Genomic DNA, 17871 nt, shown 5'->3' with positions numbered 1-17871 from the left:
ACCAGCAAAAGAAGCCGTGTAACCCCTTAAAAAATAGAAAATTTACCAATAAAACATCAAATATGAAGCCAAAGAAACATAAACTCAAATTAATGAAAAAAACTTAATTTTTTCAATCAACTAAAGAATTTGAAATCCAAGAATCCTCATCAATATATCAGTGATGGCTTCAGGGCAAACATTCAGTGTCATAATGACACTTTGTAATGTTAAAAAGACATTCAAAATACAATCAAAATGACACAATCAAAAACACACAAAAAAGTAAGACACTGATTAAAAACAAGAATAAAACTTGGCACATTAGCTGCTCTATGAAGGAAAACCTATCAAATAGACTTTGTCAGAGGGATGCCAATGAGCAGACAAAAATTCACCCTGATCGCACTGTTACTTGTGTTGGTCGCTTCTTTCACTGTACTTCTCAGTATCGGCAGTGAAATCTATCGGGAAAAACCACCGATTGCCGATGTCTATAGCGACAGCCAGGGCCAAGTGGTTTTCAGCGGCAAGGACATAGAACAAGGGCAGCTGGTTTGGCGCTCCATGGGCGGGCATCAGTTGGGCTCCGTCTGGGGCCATGGCGCTTATGTGGCTCCGGATTGGACTGCAGACTGGCTGCACCGTGAGGCCGAAGCCTGGCTGGATATTCGCGCCAAGGAGACATACAACAAGCCTTTCAATAGCCTGGACAAGAGTACTCAGGCCGCATTGGAGCAAGCTTTAAGGGACGATTTGCGCCATAACACTGTCACTACAGATGAGAGAGGTCACACCCGGGTGGTGCTTTCCGACACCCGTATCGCTGCCATGGCGCAAGTGAGTCAGCACTATCAATCTTTGTTTGGTGACGATCCCGCGCTGAATGAGCTGCGAGAAGCCTATGCGATGAAAACCAATACCATAGGATCTGCCGAACGCCGTCAGCAGCTCAATGCCTTCCTGTTTTGGGGCGCTTGGGCCGCAGTGACCGAGCGCCCGGATGCCAGTTACAGCTACACCAACAATTGGCCCTACGATCCGCAACTGGGCAACACACCGACCTCAGACAATATCGTCTGGTCGATTCTGAGCATAGTGACTCTGCTGGCCGGTATCGGTGCCCTAGTTTGGTATCATGCCGCCGGCAAACATGAAGCGCTGCCGGCTCCCGCCACAGAAGATCCCCTGTTCAGACACAAACCCACCCCTTCACAAAAGGCCACGGGTAAATATTTCATTACCGCTATCGGCCTATTTCTGCTGCAGATACTGCTAGGTGGCGTCACGGCGCACTATGCGGTTGAAGGCCAGGAGTTTTACGGTTTTCCCTTGAGTGAGATCCTGCCCTATTCAGTGACCCGCACCTGGCATACTCAACTGGCTGTATTCTGGATAGCGACGGCCTGGCTCGGTACCGGGCTCTATATCGCGCCGGCGCTTTCCGGCCACGAGCCAAAATATCAACGCTTCGGTGTCAACCTACTGTGGGTCGCTCTGCTGGTAGTGGTGCTGGGCTCCATGGCCGGTGAATGGCTGGGGGTACAACAATATTTCTCGCTGGACAACAACTTCCTCTTCGGTCACCAGGGATATGAATACATAGATCTCGGCCGGGTTTGGCAATTGCTGCTGTTAGCCGGATTGATGATCTGGCTGGCGCTGGTGAGCCGCGCCATGTTGCCCGCCCTGAAACAGGAATCTGAGCTAAAGCCTGTGCTCTGGGTACTCTACGCCTCCTGTGTCGCCATCGGCCTCTTCTATGGTGCCGGGCTGTTTATGGGTAAACACACTAACCTTGCCATCGCCGAATACTGGCGTTGGTGGGTAGTACATCTGTGGGTTGAAGGCTTCTTTGAAACCTTTGCCACCTCGGTTATCGCCCTGATGTTTGTGCGTCTTGGCCTTATCCGTGCCCGCAGTGCCAATGGTGCGGTACTCTTCTCTACCCTGATCTTCCTGACCGGGGGCCTGATAGGCACACTGCATCACCTCTATTTCACCGGCACCCCCACTTCGGTCATCGCCTGGGGCGCTATCTTCTCGGCGTTGGAAGTGGTGCCTCTGGCCCTTATCGGTTTTGAAGCGGTAGAAAGCTATCGCCTGCGCCGGGCCGCTCCCTGGATGCAACGCTATCACTGGGCCATCATGTTCTTTGTTGCCACCGCTTTCTGGAATCTGGTGGGCGCCGGTGTACTGGGCTTCCTGATCAATCCACCGATTGCCCTCTATTACATTCAAGGGCTGAATACCACGGCCACCCACGCCCACGGCGCCTTTATGGGAGTCTACGGCATGTTGGGGATAGGCCTGATGTTGTTCTGCCTGTCAGGACTTGCCGGTAAACTGCGCTGGGAAGACAAGTGGCTCAAGGGAGCATTCTGGAGCCTGAATCTGGGGCTGGCCGCCATGCTGTTCCTGTCATTGCTGCCGGTGGGCATAGTGCAGTTCTTTGCCGTTCTGGATCATGGCTACTGGTTTGCCCGCTCGGCAGAGGTGATCCACAGCCCGCTGGTAGAACGCCTGGTATGGATGCGGATGTTCGGTGATATCATCTTCTCCGTCGGTGGTTTATTGCTGGGCGCCTTCCTGCTGGGATTGTTACGACAGGCAGTCAAGGCCAAACGCTTGGCCATTGCTACCAGTCACTAGCCACTCACACTGCAAACAATGTCAAAATGACATTCCACTGTCCCTGGGGTAGACTCACCCCAGGGATTTTATTCAGGTCAGCTTATGCCACTCAGCCATTCCGATCTCACCCGTATCGCGCTGGATATCACCTCAGGTTTGCCAAACAGCGACAGATTCAGCCGTCTGCTGGCAACGGTACGGGACAATCTCCATTGTGATGCCGCCGCTCTACTGAGGTTTCAGGGCAATCGCTTTATCCCACTGGCAATCGATGGCCTCAGGGCCGATGTACTCGGTCGCAGCTTCAACATCACAGAGCACCCGAGACTGGAAGCCATCGCCCGCGCCGGCGATCTGGTGCGCTTTCCGGCAGACAGCCAATTGCCGGATCCCTACGATGGCCTGATAGCCGCCCATACAGATAAGCTCAAGGTGCATGCCTGTATCGGCCTGCCGCTGCTGGACAAGGAACAACTGATAGGCGCCTTGACCATAGATGGTCTGGACCCTTGCCAGTTCGACGATTTCAGCGATGAAGAGCTGCGAAGCCTGAGCGCCATCGCCGCCGCCTCCCTCGGCAATGCCCTGCTGCTGGATAAGTTGGAAAGCCTGTCGCTACAGAGCCAGAGTCGACCTTTGCCGGAAAGCGGCCATAGTGAACTCCTGGGAGAAAGCCCGCAAATGTTGGCGCTGAAGCGGGAAATTGCCGTGGTCGCTCCCAGCGATCTGAACGTATTGATCCTCGGTGAAACCGGCACGGGTAAAGAGCTGGTTGCCAAGGCAGTACACGCCGCCTCGCCCAGAGGCAACAAGGCTCTGGTGTACCTCAACTGCGCCGCCCTACCCGAGTCGGTCGCCGAGAGTGAACTCTTCGGTCATGTCAAAGGCGCCTTTACCGGCGCCATCAGCAATCGCGCCGGTAAGTTTGAATTGGCCGACAAGGGGACTTTGTTTCTCGACGAGATAGGCGAGCTCAGCCTGCCGCTGCAGGCCAAGTTACTCAGGGTGCTGCAATACGGCGATCTGCAACGGGTTGGCGAAGATAGAAGCCTGACAGTGGATGTGCGGGTTATCGCCGCCACCAATAAGGATCTCAAAACCGAGGTGGTTGAAGGCCACTTTCGCGCCGATCTCTACCACAGGCTAAGTGTTTTCCCGCTACTTGTGCCGCCACTGAGAGAAAGGGGCCGCGACATACTGCTGCTTGCCGGGCATTTTCTTGAACGTTGCCGCAGCAAGCTGGGGCTGGAGCGCCTCAGTCTGTCCGCCGAATCGGAAGCCTGGCTGCTGGCCAACGACTGGCCCGGCAACGTCAGGGAACTGGAACACCTGTTGCACCGCGCCAGCGTGTTGGCGCGCGCCGCCAGTGACCATAACCAATGCCAGTTGCAACTGGGTGAGTTACAGTCAAAGAGCCCCTCTCCAAGTGCGCTGCCGCGCCAGTTGGACACAACAGTGCCTGCAGAATCCATTACACTCAAGCAAGCCACAGCGGAGTTCCAAAGACAGCTGCTGCGCAGTGTGCTAGAACGGCACCAATACAACTGGGCCGCCAGTGCCCGCGAGTTGGGTGTCGACCCGGGCAACCTGCATCGACTGGCAAAACGCCTGCAACTGAAATAGTTTTTTGCCGCAATCTGTTGAAATCTGCGCCGGAAAAGGTAAGGATGCCTGCTCGACTCTGATGCCTGAAACCATGGCGACTGACAGCGTTTAATGAAGAAAAATATCCTATGACAAGAATCCCCCGCCTCGCCCTGTTACTGGGCCTGTTACTTCCCGCCTGCCTGTCGCAGGCCGTTGAATATCCTCTGCCGCCAGAGGGCAGCAGTATCGTCGGTGACAACCAGTATTATGTAGTGCCCGATGACAAACGCACACTTGAGAGTGTTGCCGACGAATATCAACTGGGGCTGACCAACATGACCGAGGCCAACCCAGGGGTAGACCCTTTTCTTCCCAAGCCCCGCAGCACATTGCTGATCCCCCATAAACTGATCCTGCCGGATGCCCCCCGTAAAGGGATAGTGATCAACGTGGCCGAAATGCGCCTCTACTACTATCCCAAAGACAGCAATACGGTACAGGTCTTACCCATAGGTATAGGTCAAATAGGCCGGGATACCCCGGAAAACTGGGTGACCAAGATTTATCGCAAACGCGCCAACCCCACCTGGACCCCAACGGCCAGGATCCGCAAGGAGTATGCCGCCAACGGCATTACCCTGCCCAAGGTCTGGCCCGCAGGCCCGGATAACCCCATGGGCTTGTATGCGCTTTATATCGGTAACCTGTACGCCATTCACGGCACCAATGCCAGCTTCGGTATAGGCCTGCGTGTCAGCCAGGGGTGTGTCCGCCTGCGTAATCAGGATATCGAGCATCTGTTCAATACTGTGCCCAACGGCACCCGGGTACAGTTTGTCAATCAGCCGATAAAGGCCAGCCTGGAGCCTGATGGCGGTCGCTATCTGGAAGTGCATCAGCCACTGTCGCGCACCGAGGCCGAGTTTGAATCCACCGCGCCTGTGGTATTGAAGATGACCCCGGCCATCAGCCGCTTTATCGCCCATGCCGACACCGACTCCACCGTGCTCAAACGCCTGTTGGATGACAGAAGCGGTATTCCTACCCGCCTCAATCCCTGAACCCTTTAAAAAGCAAGACCCCAGCCAAGGCTGGGGTCTTAGGGAAGGTGCAAATAAGTCCTTGTGGCACTCTGGCTTGCACAGCAATTGGCTGTTACCCCTTGATGGGAGCCAACTGCTGCTGCACAAAGGCGTGCATCACGGCGCTGTTGGCCAGAATTCGCTGATCCAGGTTCTGGGTTGCCGGTGTTTCACTGCATACCCCCACCTTGGCGCCGGTGCGAACCAGCCAGGCCTCGAACGAAGTATCAAAGTGGTTGAAGATGACCCCGTCTTGCACCGGACAGCCATCGATATCGCCATCGGCGGCAATATCAAAGAAACGCCCCAGAGTATCACGCAGCTGCAAACTGAACTGGCCGGGTGATTGTCTGGGCTCAAAAGAATAGATATAGGTGTGCTGCTGCAACACATCTTCATGACAGGTCAATATGCCTTCGCGGCTGGCGCCCTGCAGCAGTTGACCATATTCCAGCAGCAGCTTGCCTTCAACCGAAGGTGAACTGGCTTCGCCCTCTTTGGGCTGTAAAAACCCCCGGTTGGGGTTTTCACCGAACTTATTGAATCTGTGCCCCTTGGCAAAGCCAGTGGGGTTGACCAAAGGCAACAAGCTTAGATTAATTCGCTCGAAAATATCCTGTTGCAGTTCACTGAGGAAATGCAGCATACCCCAAGGGCCGGCAGCCTCTTCACCGTGAAATCCGGCACTGATCAACACAGAGGGCAGCTCCGCCGTCGCTGAGGGCGACTGATACAGCTCCAGTGGATAATCACCTATTTCGCCCAGCTTCTTGCGCCCCAACTGCAGACGATCAACTTCCTGTTGCAATTGGGCATAGAAATGTTCGATATCCGTACTGTCGCAGGCAAAAATGTCTGAATGCCATTGAAAAGATGCGAAGGGGGAACGGCTCATAGTGCTTTTATGACTCAGATGAATGAAGGGCAAAGCTATAATATCAGCTTTATATAAAAACAAAATCCATCTGAGCCAATAGCGCTCAAAAGCCCTGGACTCAATCGTCGCGGGTCAGGACTTCCAGCAGTTCGATTTCAAATTCAAGATCCGAATTCGGCTTGATCAGCGCCCCAACCTGGCGTTCGCCATAAGCCAGATGTGCCGGAACCTTGAGTCGGCGTTTGCCACCGACCTTCATTCCCATCAAGCCCAGATCCCAGCCCTTGATCACCCGCCCCGTGCCAATGACACACTGAAAGGGACGGCCCTTGTCCCAGGAAGAATCAAATTGAGTACCGTCACTCAACCAACCTCGGTAGTGAGCCGTGATAAGCGCTCCTTTCACCGCAGCTTTGCCCTGACCTTCCTCAATATCTATGATTGCCAATTCTGCCGTCATGGCTTGTTCCTCAACCTATGGTTCAAAAGGCGCATCTTATCCGTAAAAGGAACTAAACACTATTCCATGGATAGATGAAGCGGCATGGTAGGCACTTTTCCTTTAAGCTCAAGCCCTTGCTATACTGGCCGCCCGTGGCACTTATATGGCACTTAAATAACAGTCACAGGATGGGACGTCCAGAATGAAGCACACTATTTCCCCCTCTGAACGCTATGCCCAAGGCCCTTGGCAGCAAGACCCCGCCCAGTTGCCTGCGCTGGCAGCGCTTGATCAGCGTTTTCAGGCACTCGGTCAGGGAAACAAAGTCCCCGGGCTCTACCTGTGGGGGGATGTCGGCCGCGGCAAGACCATGTTGATGGATCTCTTTTTCAATGCCGTCGAGGGGCAGCCCAAGCTCAGACTGCATTTTCATCACTTTATGGCCAGGGTTCACAGAGATCTGAACCGCATCAGCGGCACCCGTGAGCCTTTGGATCAGATTGCCGCCACACTGGCCAAAGAATGCCACCTGCTGTGCTTCGATGAGTTTTTCGTCTCGGATATCGGCGATGCCATTATTCTCGGACGTTTACTCGAAGGCCTGTTTAACCGTGGCGTTATGCTGGTCAGCACTTCCAATACGCCAATCGAGCGCCTCTATGAAAACGGCCTGCAGCGAGAGCGCTTTTTGCCGACTATCGACTTGTTGCAACAAAAGATGGAATCGCTGCACCTCAATGGCGAGCGGGACCATCGCCTCACCAAAGGCGCGCTCCATGCCCAGGCGGCACTTCCCCTGCTGCAGCTTGGCAATGAACCTGACTTCAGCCAGTGGCTTTCAAAAAACGCCTCGGGCCCAGGGCAACTCAGCATCATGGGCAGAGCGCTTTTTTTCCAAGCCATGGAGGCCACCCAATCCCTGGCCTGGTTTCGCTTCGATCAGCTGTGCGAAGGGCCGAGATCCACTCTGGATTATATGGAGCTGGCCGAAACACTGGATACTCTGCTGCTGAGCCATGTGCCCAGACTTGGCGGTGAGCGCCGCGGCTGGATCCGCGCCCGTGGCACCGAAGATGCTGCCGAAGCCGTCAGCACAGGCGATAGAAAACTCAGTTATGCGCCGGAGGATGATGCCGCCCGGCGCTTTATCGCCCTGATAGATGAGTTTTATGACAGGGGTAAACAACTGGTGCTGCATGCCCAAGTACCACTGGAGCAGCTTTATCAGGGCGGCGCCCTCAGCTTCGAGTTTCGCCGCACCTACAGCCGCTTAAGCGAAATGTTGCAGGGAACTCCCGCCAAGCCAGGGGTAGGTTATTGAAACGCGAATAAAGATGACATCAACCTCTTGTATCCGAGCCATGCCCATCAGCCATAAATAACTCTTACCCCAGGATAAGCTCATAGATGTTGCTGACCCGCTCGGCCTGCTCCGCCACTTTTTCCTGCGCCACTTGCCCAGGCAACCCGGCCAGAGTTAACCTGTGGTTTTCATCCCTCAGCATGCAATAGGCCTGAGTCAGATGCTGCGCCGACATCAAGGGCAACAGCTCAAGCTCAGCCAACACCTCAAAAATCCGCACATTATCAGACCAGATACACAGCTCAGGGTACTTATGGGCATGGGCCAGCACCAGATACTGAGCGATAAATTCAATATCGGCGATACCGCCAACGCTTTGTTTAAGATCGAACATTCCCTGCGGCGCTTTGAGCAGATGGTCGCGCATCTTAAGGCGCATCTCGCGCACTTCGCTGGCCAGCTGTTTCCTGTCTCTTGCTTGGCGCAGCACACTGTCTCGCACCGTCTGAAACTCCTGCGCCAGGACGTTGTCACCGAAAACAAAGCGGGCACGAACCAAAGCCTGATGTTCCCAGGTCCAGGCCTCCTGCTGCTGATATTCACCGAAATGCCCAATTTCACTGACCAAGAGCCCGGAGGCGCCCGATGGTCTCAGGCGCATATCCACCTCGTAGAGCTCGCCCGACATGGTGCGGGTGGAAAACAGATGTAATATCCGCTGCGCCAGTTTGAGATAGAAATGCCCCACATCCAACGGCTTGTCACCGTCAGTCGAGCCGCCCTTGGCATTGTGCAGAAACACCAGGTCGAGATCCGAGCCGTAGCCCAGCTCAATGCCCCCCAGCTTGCCATAACCGACGACGGCAAAACCTATCTCCCCGTCAGCCAGGCCAGGCGGCATGCCGTGGCGCTCTGTCATTTGCTGCCAGGCCTGTTGCACCACTTGCTCTATAATGGCCTCGGCAAGAAAGGTCAGGTGATCGCTGACCTGCATGATAGGCAAGACCCCGGTGACATCCGCGGCGGCAATTTTCAACTGTTGTGACAGTTTGAACTGCCTGAGCGCCTCCATCTGCTGCTCCATATCCTCTTCCGGAACCCGCAGCAGGTATTGACGCAGTTCACTGCCGTAATCATCCAGAGAAGTGGTGTCATAAAGCTGCGCCGGATCGATCAGCTCATCCAGCAACATGGGGAATTTCGCCAGTTGCTGGGCAATCCAGGGACTGGCACAACACAGGCTCACCAATTGTTGGCGGGCGCCGGGGTTTTCACACAAAAGTTCAAGATAAGTGGTGCGGGTGAGGATCTGCTCCAGTACGCCGGTTACCGGCTTGAATGCCTTGCCGGGATTGGGCTGCAGCGTCAGCTCCTCAAGCATTTTCGGCATCAGCTTATCCAGGGTATCCCGCCCTCTTGGGCCTATGGCCCGGCGTGATACCGTCTCGTGCCAATGGGCCAGACTGCTCCAGAGTTCATTGTCTTCTATGCCTCGCTCGGCCAGCAGCGATTGTATGTCTTCCTCGCTGTCACAGACCCAGAGCTGGCAGGCCCAGCTATCGCTTTGCTCCTCATTGTCTTCATCACCGCCGACGGTATCGCGAAAATGGCGATGAATTTTGAACATGGCAGAATCAATCTCACTGCGCAGCTCTGCTTCATTGGCCATCTCCAGTGCATAGCAGAGACGATGCCAATCCAAACCGTTATCCGGCAGGGTCTGGGTCTGTTTATCTCCTATGGCCTGCAACAGGTTTTCTACCCGGCGCAGCAGCAGATAACTTTGCTTGAGTTCATCTACCGCCAGGTACTCAAGTTGCCCCAAACGAAAGAGGGTATCTATGGCATCGAACAGGCTTTGACTGCGCAGCGCAGGCTCCCGGCCGCCGCGGATAAGCTGAAAACTCTGCACCACGAACTCCACTTCGCGGATACCGCCGGCACCGAGTTTGATGTTGTCCTTGAGCTGGCGCCGCCGTACTTCCTGGGCGATAAGGCGTTTCATCCGCCTCAAGGAATCTATGGCAGAAAAGTCGATATAACGCCGGTAAACAAAGGGGCGCAGCAGGTCGTGAAGCTCATCAGAGTATTGAGTCCAGGGACCAAGCGCACGGGCTTTGACCATGGCATAACGCTCCCAGTCACGCCCCTGCTCCTGATAATAATCCTCAAGGGCGCTGTAGCTGACCACCAGCGGGCCACTCTCGCCATAGGGACGCAAACGCATGTCGACCCGGAACACAAAGCCATCGACTGTGACCTGCCCCAGCAGATTGACCAGGCGTTGCCCCATGCGGATAAAGAACTGCTGGTTATCCAGGCTGCGCCGACCGCCCTGGGTCTCGCCGTGTTCCGGGAAGGTAAAGATCAAGTCGATATCGGATGAGAAATTCAGCTCACGACCGCCCAGCTTGCCCATTCCCAGGATCATCAAGGGTTGTGGCTTGCCGTCGCTGTCACAGGGGGTTCCCAGACTCTGGCACATTTCACGATAGAGCCAGTCTCTGGCGCCGATGATCAGTGCCTCAGCCAATACAGAGAGATCAAGCAGTGACTCCTGCAGCGGGCTATAACCCATGAAGTCGCGCCAGGCGAGGCGTACCATTTGCCGATTGCGATAATTTCGCAGCACTGATTTGGCGGTTTCTTCCTGGGTGACAGAGTCGAGCAGGGATTGAATTTCGCCGGCAAAGTCTTGTCTATCCAGGCGAGTGAGCTGGCCGGTAAACAAGGGGGCAATCCACTCTGGGTGGCGGCACAGCTGAGTGGCAACATAATCACTCAGGCCCATAACTCGCTGCAGCTCCTGCTGCTCGATGAGGCTGAGCTCGGTGACCACCTCAGGCCAGCGCTCCACCAGCAGATGCCAATGCTTACCGGCCTGCTTACACAGCAACTCGGAAAACGGCTTTTGACTGTCACACCCCAATTCCATAGTTATCCCTGTTCGATTGTATTCAAGATTATTTAGACATATTATGTCATTTTACTGCACGTATCTCTGCTCGACATGAGGGTTACCAAGTCGATGCCTGTGATTCTGACTTCACCCCAATTCTTGTGGGTGATACTCTGTGCACAGATTACACCAACTTGCACTGACGGCCTACGGGGACCAGAGGTTTTAGCACCGTTTGCCAGTCTCAAGTGCTTATCATAATGGAGAAAACATGGCAGGAATGCTGATCCGTATTCTCAGTCTGCTAATGCTGTTATCACTGACAGCCTGCGGTGACGACAGACCCGAGCAGATCGCCCAGTTGCAACAGCTGAATGACCAACGTCTGGAAAAACTCGGCCAGATGCTGGACAAAGACCAGCTGCGCAACGGCATCTTACTTAAACAGTATGGTCAAATTCTGGCGCAGCAGCGGCCGGAATTACAACCGCTGGTGGAGCAACTGACACTGGATGCCACCAGTAAAGGACCACTGTACAAGTCTCTGGAAAGCAGGGTGAAAGACGCCAAGGTGGCGAGCAACTTTGTTAATCTTGACCAACAGTTGGAAGAGGAAAACAACCTCTATCAAGCGCTGGACTCAAGCCTGTTCAACGACATGCTGTCAGATCCCGTCAATGTGATTGCCGATATGTCAGAGGGCAAACTCGCCAGGGTCAACGCCATCAGCCGCGAGGCTTCAACCCTGGCCAATGGCTCGGAAGACTTTGGTGCCGGCAGCCAGTTGGTGGGTAACCCCGCCTATGGCCAGTGGCAAACCGATTCCAACGGCATGTCCTTTTGGGCCTGGTATGGCATGTACTCCATGTTTTCCAACCTGTTCCACAGGCCGGTTTATTATGACAACTGGTCCAGAGGCAGGGATTACAGCTATTACAATGATGTGGGCCGCTATCGCTATACCTCCCCCAAGCAGGCCAAGGCCCAAACTCAGGTCTATGAGCGCACCAAAAAACGTTTCGACTCTCAAGGCAAACGCTTTGACAGCCCTTATGCCAAGTCCCGCTCCGGCTCCAGCGCCCTCTCTCGTCAGAGCAGCGCCGCACCCAAGCCATCCAGCAGTGGACAATCGGCCAGCAAGTTTCGCTCAAACTACTCTAAAGACAGCAGTTTCCGTAATTCTGGCAGTCGCACCAGCCGTGGTGTCAGCCGGGGCAAATAACTCAGCCAGGATCACAACTTAAGGAATGAACATGACTCTATTTCAGGAATTCGGCATCACTCAGGAACTGGCCGTCATACTCGCCATCGACCTTTCTATCGCCGTGGTACTGCTCACTCTGACCCGCTACCTGCAAGGCTGGAGTATTCGGGTAAACAGCAGTGAAGAGCTGGCGGTCAGAGACAACTTCGCCTTCGGCATCAGCACCGCCGGCGCTGTTGCGGCACTGGGTATAGTGCTGACAGGCGCCATTACCGGCGCCGCCGCTCACAGTTATCTGCAGGAAGCCATCGGCATGAGCGCCTACGGCCTGTTTGGTCTGGTGCTGATCAAAATGGGGCGCTTTTTGCACGATAAAATCGCCTTGAATAATATCGACAAGAACGCCCTGGTACTCAAAGGCAATGTGTCGGTTGCCATAGTCGATGCCTCGGCCGCTATCGCCACTGCGATTATTATCCGCGCCGTGCTGCTGTGGGCCGAAGATCTGACTCTGGATACCTTTATTGCCATCCTTAGTGCCTTCGCCATCTCTCAATTGATGCTGGTGTTGCTGACCCGCCTCAGAGAGAATCGCTACGCCGCCCGCAACCAGGACAGCTCAATGCAGCAAGCGCTGGCACAGGGAAATACCGCCCTGGCGATACGTCATGCCGGGGCGATGATCGCCATGGCGCTGAGCTTCAATGCCGCCAGTCACTTTATCGTCTTCAGCCCTGAAGCCTATGTCACCAACGCCCTTGGCTGGCTGGTGTTCTCCTTCATTATGTTGGTGGTACTGAGCCTGCTGCTGCCCTTGGTCAAACTCCTGGTGCTGGCAAAAATTGACCTCGCCGATGAGGTGGAAAAGCAGCACAACATAGGCTTGGCCGCGGTTGAAATGGCGATCAGCATAGCGGTTGCGCTGATCCTCACCGCTTTGATGGCCTGATCCCGTGGCATTAAGTAGTCACACCAACACCCAAGAGCCCAACAGACGCCACTTAGGTGCCCTCGATGATGCCCTGCTTTTGGGGATCATGGGGGTACTGGCGGCCTGTGGTCTGATATACGAATACCTGCTTTCTCATTATGCCGGGCGCATTTTGGGCGCCCTCGAGGCAGCCATCTACACCATGATAGGCTTGATGATAGTCTCCATGGGCTTGGGGGCCTTTGCCGCCCGCAAGATAAAGTGCGCCTTCAGTGGCTTTGCAGTATTGGAATTAACTGTCGCCTTGCTGGGCTCACTGGCGATTCTGATCACTGCGGCCGTCATCGGCTTTGGCCACGAGCTGCCGGAACTGATAGGACGAACCCTGGGGCTACCGCCGGATCATCTGCCTAAGGGTGGCTTTATCGGCCGTTTTCAGGAGTTATCCCGCTACCTGCCCTATCTCTGGGGTGTGTTGCTCGGCTTGATGATAGGCATGGAGATCCCGCTCATTGCCAGGGTGCGTCAGGCTCTTTCCGAAGAACACCTGCTGCACAATGCCGGCACCATCTATGGCGCCGACTATATAGGCGCAGGTGTCGGCGCGGCGCTCTGGGTCGGCTTTATGCTGGCGCTGGATATCCAGCTGGCTGCCGCCATGACAGCCGCCTTTAACCTCTTGGCCGGGTTTATCTTTATTATCCGCTTCAGAGACAGGATCCGCGCCGCCAACTGGTTACTGGCGGCACACGTACTGGCTACGGGGATACTGCTGATGCTGGCCATCAAGGGGCCAACCTGGGAGCAAGGGTTCAACAACCTCCTGTATCAAGACAAGGTCGTCTATGCCAAGGCTACCCGGTTTCAGCAACTGACACTGACCAAGCGCCTGATGGGTAACCATCTGCCGCCGGTGTACTCCCTCTATATCAATGGACGGCTGCAGTTCTCCTCCAGTGATGAACACATCTATCATGCCTTCCTGGTACATCCGACTCTGGCAGCCAGTGCCCGTCACGACAAGGTGTTGATCATAGGCGGTGGTGATGGATTAGGCTTGAAACAGGTACTGAAATGGCAACCTAAGCAGGTCACTCTGGTGGATCTCGATGCCGAGATGGTCAAACTGTTCAAAGAACCCGGGGCTGAAGTACCGGAAGATCTCAGGACTGCATTGCTCGGCCTCAACGACAACGCCTTTGCCGATCCCAGGGTGGAAACGGTTTTCGACGATGCCTTTAACGGTGTCGACCGCTTGCTGGCCCGCGGTGATAAATACGATGCCATCATAGTGGATCTGCCTGATCCCTCACATCCGGATCTCAATAAGCTCTATTCAGACCTGTTTTATAAAAAACTCAGGGAACTTTTGAGCGCGGATGGAGCCATCAGTATACAGTCCACCTCGCCTTACCATGCGACCAAGGCCTTTATCTCAGTCGGCAAGACCCTGGCACTGGCGGGATTCAAGGTGAATCAGTATCACCACAATGTGCCCAGCTTTGGCGAATGGGGCTGGACCATAGGGACACTCAATGGCCAGGACGCCAAGAGCAGGCTGCAGCAGATGCAGCAACTGCCGGTAGAGGATGACTGGTTGACGCCTGGGCTTATTCGCGGCGCCTTCGAGTTTCCGAAACAATTTTACACTAAGATGGACCAGGTTCAGCCCAACACCATAGGCTCGCTGCAGCTGTATTACTACCACCTGCAGGCGTGGACAGATGAACAGGGTGTAGCAACCTTTTAAACAGGCAAAGATAACGCTTGACATATTATGTCTCGGTGTTATCTTTAAACGCAGACATAATATGTCAAAGAGGACAAATATGAATATTCACACTATTGCCAATCATTTAAATGGACTTGGCGACAACAGCTCTACTGGGTTCCAGTTTGACTGTTACCCCATTGAAGGGGATGTAGAAGTGTTGCAGGTCAATGTGGTTGGCCGTGAAGAGATCCCCGTATTTGTTTCGGTAACGGAAAACCAAATCCTCTGCATCAGTTATCTCTGGGGAGAGGATGAACTCAAGCAGGAACGCCGTGCCGAGATGTTTGAAACCATGTTGGAACTCAACATCCCTATGCCACTGTCTTCATTCGCCAAGATTGATGATAAGTATGTGGTTTACGGTGCACTCTCCCTGCAATCGAGCATGCTGGAAATAGAGCAGGAACTCTCTGTCCTGTCTGACAACTGTCTCGAAGTCATTGACGAACTGGTCGACTTTTTGAAATAAGGAGCCAAATCATGGGCATACTGAACAAAATTCTTACAGCATTCCGCGGTGGGGCCAACGAAGTCGGCCAAAGCATAGTGGATGCCAATTCAACCCGCATCTTCGAACAGGAGATCCGTGACGCCGAGAAACACCTCACCAAGGCCAAGCGTGAACTGACAGATGTGATGGCCAAAGAGATGCAAGCCAGCCGCGAAATCGATCGCATTAAGCGTGCTATCGCCGAGCATGAAGGCTATGCCACTCAGGCACTGGAAAAAGGCAATGAAACCCTGGCACTGGAAGTGGCCGAGAAGATTGCCCAGCTGGAAATGGAACTGGCCGAGCAACAAACCGCCAACGACAGCTTCAGCGCCCACGCTGCCCGCCTGAAAGATCTGGTGAAGAAAACCGAACGTCAGTTGGCCGACTATCAGCGTCAGCTGAGCATGGTCAAGACCACAGAAAGTGTGCAAAAGGCCACGGCTTCCATTACCGACTCTTTCGCGTCAAGCAACTCCAAACTGCTCAACGCCAAAGACTCACTGGAGCGTATCAAGGCCCGTCAGCAACAATTTGACGACCGCCTGAAGGCTGCCGAAAACCTGGAAGCCGAGAACAGCGACCAATCGCTGAAAGCCAAGCTGGCTGAAGCCGGTATCGGCGAGCAGAAGAGCAACGCCAGCGATGTGCTCGAGCGTTTAAAAGCCAAGAAAGGCTGATAACCTATGGGATTCTTTGGCAGCCTGTTTGGCAAAAAAGAAACTCCAGTGCGTCAGCTTAAGCATCCGTCAGAGCTGCAAAAGGGCGATATGATCTCCCTAGATGACAGCTTTGCCCTGCCTGCGCACCTGCGCGGGCAGCAGCTTAGGGTCGAAGCCGTCAATACCTATGAGTATCAGCGCAGTCAGTCGACTGAGTGGGTACTCAAGGGGCACAGCGGTGAAGCCATCTATCTGGGGCTGGATGAAGACGACGAAACCTGGCTGGCTTTTTCACTGAAAATAAGCCGTGCTCAGGTCGATGCCTTGTTCGATCTGGATGATTTCTCCGCCATCTTCGATGAACCGGGGAAAGCTGAGCTGAGTACCAAGGCGCTCACCGCCGAGACTGAGATGCTTGAGCAATGGCTCGGGAAACACTACCATCAGGTCAGTTTTGCTGAGTTTGGCTATTTCCACCGGGAAGATTACCGTGGGCTCAGGCCTCCTCAGGATGCTGACGGTGCAACAGGTGATGCCTTCGAGAGCTATCAGTTGCTGGATGATGACGAGTCTCGCGCTGTGGATATCGAAGTCTATGAAGGCGGCGAAACCGATGTGGCGCTAACCCTTTACCGCCCCCTCAGCGATATTCGTGACTACTGGCCAGGAGAATAATGCGGCATGAGCAAGAACCACCCTTATCCGGAAAAATGGTTACAAAACCAAAAAGCTGCCAAGGCAACCCAGGTAGCTTTCGATCTGGATGAAAGGTTTCAATACTCCATCCGCAAGGCGGCCCTGGATACAGGAGTAAGCCCGTCAGATCAGATCCGCATGATATTGGGTTTATCCGTGGCCAAGCGTCCCAAGCGGCCACGGTTAACCGTTTCGCTCAGTCCCGCCGACTATGTTCAGCTCGCCGAAAAATACGGCTTGGCACCGGATGCACAGCTGGAAATCAAAAAACGGGTATTGGAAGACCTGGTACAATTCGTAGACGAACAATAAACGCGCGCATTTACAGGAAACGGTAAGTCTTTTACCCTGAAAGGATATCAAGTTTTTCAATGGAAGAACCAATGCCGGATAAACCTCGCTGGTTCCTGAAGCCGCCTGTTCAAGTCTCCCCTTTCGAATTGGCGATGATGTTATTGTCGCTGATTTCTGTGGTTGTGATCCTGATCATGACCTTTGTCCCTGTCGATCCTGAAACCCATAAGCTGTTGTTTTATATCGATACGGGTATCTGTTTTATCTTTATGAGTTATTTCCTGGTGGGCTTGGTTCAGGCAGAGAATCGACTCGCTTATATCAAGTCTCACTGGGTCGACTTTGTCGCCAGCATTCCGGCGATTGAAGCGCTGCGCTTCGCCCGTTTATTCCAGATCCTCCGGGTATTGCGGCTCATTCGCATGAGCAGTTCGCTGATAGGGCCACTGCTGAAACAAAGACGTCAAGCCACTATCGCCAGCCTACTGGTGTCCATGGTGACTATCATCACTATCGCCTCGGTATTGATGTTGCTGGTGGAAAGCGGCGTCGAAGGCGCCAATATTCAAACCGCCGAAAACGCTATCTGGTGGGCAATTGTGACTATTTCCACCGTCGGATACGGTGACTTTTACCCCGTGACGACTGTGGGTCATGTAATAGGTGGCATAGTCATCGTCTGCGGGGTCAGTTTCTTCGGGGTCATTTCCGGTTATATGGCATCGCTGTTTGTCGCCCCTGATGAACAAGAGAGCCTGGAAAACCAAAGCAAGGTCATCAAGAGCGAGTTGGATCTGGTACTCGAACGCATGGAAGCTAACCAACAACAGATGCTGACGGAGATCGCCGACTTGAAGCAGAAACTGGCGCAGCAACAGCGGGACTAATCCAATCAACAAGAAGGACGCCTAGGCGTCCTTCTTTGTGCTTATTTCCGGGCGACTCCTCCGGAAAACTTAGGGAAGGCGCGAATAAGTCCTCGTGGCCTTCTCTTTTGTAGTAGAGTGGCTTGCACAG

15 protein-coding genes are annotated in these 17871 nt (G+C 54.1%); 12 read left to right on the top strand and 3 right to left on the bottom strand.

Going from position 1 to position 17871, the window contains the following annotated elements; all coding sequences use genetic code 11:
* Positions 1-357: 357 nt before the first annotated feature.
* The 3 genes from ACMHXH_RS16415 to ACMHXH_RS16405 all read left to right on the top strand — a co-directional run bounded on the left by ACMHXH_RS16415 (position 358) and on the right by ACMHXH_RS16405 (position 5261).
* Positions 358-2631, top strand: coding sequence for a nitric-oxide reductase large subunit (locus ACMHXH_RS16415; RefSeq protein ID WP_071475459.1), 2274 nt, complete (start codon positions 358-360; stop codon positions 2629-2631).
* An 84-nt stretch (positions 2632-2715) separates the two neighbouring features.
* Positions 2716-4236, top strand: a complete 1521-nt coding sequence (gene norR, locus ACMHXH_RS16410; RefSeq protein ID WP_413738332.1) for a nitric oxide reductase transcriptional regulator NorR — start codon at positions 2716-2718, stop codon at positions 4234-4236.
* A 110-nt stretch (positions 4237-4346) separates the two neighbouring features.
* Positions 4347-5261 (top strand): L,D-transpeptidase family protein, encoded by a 915-nt coding sequence (locus ACMHXH_RS16405; protein WP_071475457.1) that lies wholly within the window; start codon positions 4347-4349, stop codon positions 5259-5261.
* A 94-nt stretch (positions 5262-5355) separates the two neighbouring features.
* Here ACMHXH_RS16405 and ACMHXH_RS16400 read toward each other — a convergent pair whose 3' ends face one another.
* Both ACMHXH_RS16400 and ACMHXH_RS16395 read right to left on the bottom strand, forming a co-directional pair.
* Positions 5356-6177, bottom strand: a complete 822-nt coding sequence (locus ACMHXH_RS16400) for a M14 family metallocarboxypeptidase (protein WP_025890080.1) — start codon at positions 6175-6177, stop codon at positions 5356-5358.
* Positions 6178-6277: 100 nt separating this feature from the next.
* Positions 6278-6619: an FKBP-type peptidyl-prolyl cis-trans isomerase gene (locus ACMHXH_RS16395; protein ID WP_025890081.1), complete on the bottom strand. Its 342-nt coding sequence runs from the start codon at positions 6617-6619 to the stop codon at positions 6278-6280.
* A 184-nt stretch (positions 6620-6803) separates the two neighbouring features.
* On the opposite strand from ACMHXH_RS16395, the gene zapE reads away from it, so the two are divergent.
* On the top strand, positions 6804-7922 hold the full coding sequence (gene zapE / locus ACMHXH_RS16390; RefSeq protein WP_335912426.1) for a cell division protein ZapE: 1119 nt from the start codon (positions 6804-6806) through the stop codon (positions 7920-7922).
* 64 nt (positions 7923-7986) lie between these two features.
* Here zapE and glnE read toward each other — a convergent pair whose 3' ends face one another.
* Positions 7987-10839 carry a bifunctional [glutamate--ammonia ligase]-adenylyl-L-tyrosine phosphorylase/[glutamate--ammonia-ligase] adenylyltransferase gene (gene glnE / locus ACMHXH_RS16385; protein ID WP_039034535.1) on the bottom strand — a complete coding sequence of 951 codons (2853 nt, stop codon included), beginning with the start codon at positions 10837-10839 and terminating at the stop codon, positions 7987-7989.
* A 235-nt stretch (positions 10840-11074) separates the two neighbouring features.
* On the opposite strand from glnE, the gene ACMHXH_RS16380 reads away from it, so the two are divergent.
* The 8 genes from ACMHXH_RS16380 to ACMHXH_RS16345 all read left to right on the top strand — a co-directional run bounded on the left by ACMHXH_RS16380 (position 11075) and on the right by ACMHXH_RS16345 (position 17741).
* Complete coding sequence (locus tag ACMHXH_RS16380; RefSeq protein ID WP_039034534.1) at positions 11075-12025, top strand: hypothetical protein; 951 nt, start codon at positions 11075-11077, stop codon at positions 12023-12025.
* 31 nt (positions 12026-12056) lie between these two features.
* Complete coding sequence (locus ACMHXH_RS16375; protein WP_039034533.1) at positions 12057-12956, top strand: DUF350 domain-containing protein; 900 nt, start codon at positions 12057-12059, stop codon at positions 12954-12956.
* Positions 12957-12960: 4 nt separating this feature from the next.
* Complete coding sequence (locus ACMHXH_RS16370) at positions 12961-14688, top strand: polyamine aminopropyltransferase (RefSeq protein WP_039034532.1); 1728 nt, start codon at positions 12961-12963, stop codon at positions 14686-14688.
* Between the two features lie 79 nt (positions 14689-14767).
* The gene (locus ACMHXH_RS16365) at positions 14768-15181 is read left to right on the top strand and encodes a YjfI family protein (protein WP_025010359.1); all 414 of its coding nucleotides are present in this window, start codon (positions 14768-14770) and stop codon (positions 15179-15181) included.
* 11 nt (positions 15182-15192) lie between these two features.
* Positions 15193-15882: a PspA/IM30 family protein gene (locus ACMHXH_RS16360; RefSeq protein WP_039034531.1), complete on the top strand. Its 690-nt coding sequence runs from the start codon at positions 15193-15195 to the stop codon at positions 15880-15882.
* 6 nt (positions 15883-15888) lie between these two features.
* Positions 15889-16539: a hypothetical protein gene (locus tag ACMHXH_RS16355; protein WP_039034530.1), complete on the top strand. Its 651-nt coding sequence runs from the start codon at positions 15889-15891 to the stop codon at positions 16537-16539.
* A 6-nt stretch (positions 16540-16545) separates the two neighbouring features.
* Positions 16546-16872 (top strand): hypothetical protein, encoded by a 327-nt coding sequence (locus tag ACMHXH_RS16350; RefSeq protein WP_039034529.1) that lies wholly within the window; start codon positions 16546-16548, stop codon positions 16870-16872.
* A gap of 71 nt (positions 16873-16943) precedes the next feature.
* Complete coding sequence (locus ACMHXH_RS16345) at positions 16944-17741, top strand: ion transporter (protein ID WP_039034569.1); 798 nt, start codon at positions 16944-16946, stop codon at positions 17739-17741.
* Positions 17742-17871 lie beyond the last annotated feature (130 nt).

This window comes from Shewanella sp. BJSY2023SW001 (assembly GCF_047314685.1).
Taxonomy (GTDB): Bacteria; Pseudomonadota; Gammaproteobacteria; order Enterobacterales; family Shewanellaceae; genus Shewanella; species Shewanella indica.
The sequence above is the reverse complement of the archived record's forward strand: the minus strand, read 5'-3'. Positions and strand labels throughout refer to the sequence as shown.

Bases quoted from the DNA above. Each gene is read 5' to 3' on its own strand.
- ACMHXH_RS16415 (WP_071475459.1), top strand. From the start codon at position 358: ATGAGCAGACAAAAATTCACCCTGATCGCACTGTTACTTGTGTTGGTC.
- norR (WP_413738332.1), top strand. From the start codon at position 2,716: ATGCCACTCAGCCATTCCGATCTCACCCGTATCGCGCTGGATATCACC.
- ACMHXH_RS16405 (WP_071475457.1), top strand. From the start codon at position 4,347: ATGACAAGAATCCCCCGCCTCGCCCTGTTACTGGGCCTGTTACTTCCC.
- ACMHXH_RS16400 (WP_025890080.1), bottom strand. From the start codon at position 6,177: ATGAGCCGTTCCCCCTTCGCATCTTTTCAATGGCATTCAGACATTTTT.
- ACMHXH_RS16395 (WP_025890081.1), bottom strand. From the start codon at position 6,619: ATGACGGCAGAATTGGCAATCATAGATATTGAGGAAGGTCAGGGCAAA.
- zapE (WP_335912426.1), top strand. From the start codon at position 6,804: ATGAAGCACACTATTTCCCCCTCTGAACGCTATGCCCAAGGCCCTTGG.
- glnE (WP_039034535.1), bottom strand. From the start codon at position 10,839: ATGGAATTGGGGTGTGACAGTCAAAAGCCGTTTTCCGAGTTGCTGTGT.
- ACMHXH_RS16380 (WP_039034534.1), top strand. From the start codon at position 11,075: ATGGCAGGAATGCTGATCCGTATTCTCAGTCTGCTAATGCTGTTATCA.
- ACMHXH_RS16375 (WP_039034533.1), top strand. From the start codon at position 12,057: ATGACTCTATTTCAGGAATTCGGCATCACTCAGGAACTGGCCGTCATA.
- ACMHXH_RS16365 (WP_025010359.1), top strand. From the start codon at position 14,768: ATGAATATTCACACTATTGCCAATCATTTAAATGGACTTGGCGACAAC.
- ACMHXH_RS16360 (WP_039034531.1), top strand. From the start codon at position 15,193: ATGGGCATACTGAACAAAATTCTTACAGCATTCCGCGGTGGGGCCAAC.
- ACMHXH_RS16355 (WP_039034530.1), top strand. From the start codon at position 15,889: ATGGGATTCTTTGGCAGCCTGTTTGGCAAAAAAGAAACTCCAGTGCGT.
- ACMHXH_RS16350 (WP_039034529.1), top strand. From the start codon at position 16,546: ATGAGCAAGAACCACCCTTATCCGGAAAAATGGTTACAAAACCAAAAA.
- ACMHXH_RS16345 (WP_039034569.1), top strand. From the start codon at position 16,944: ATGCCGGATAAACCTCGCTGGTTCCTGAAGCCGCCTGTTCAAGTCTCC.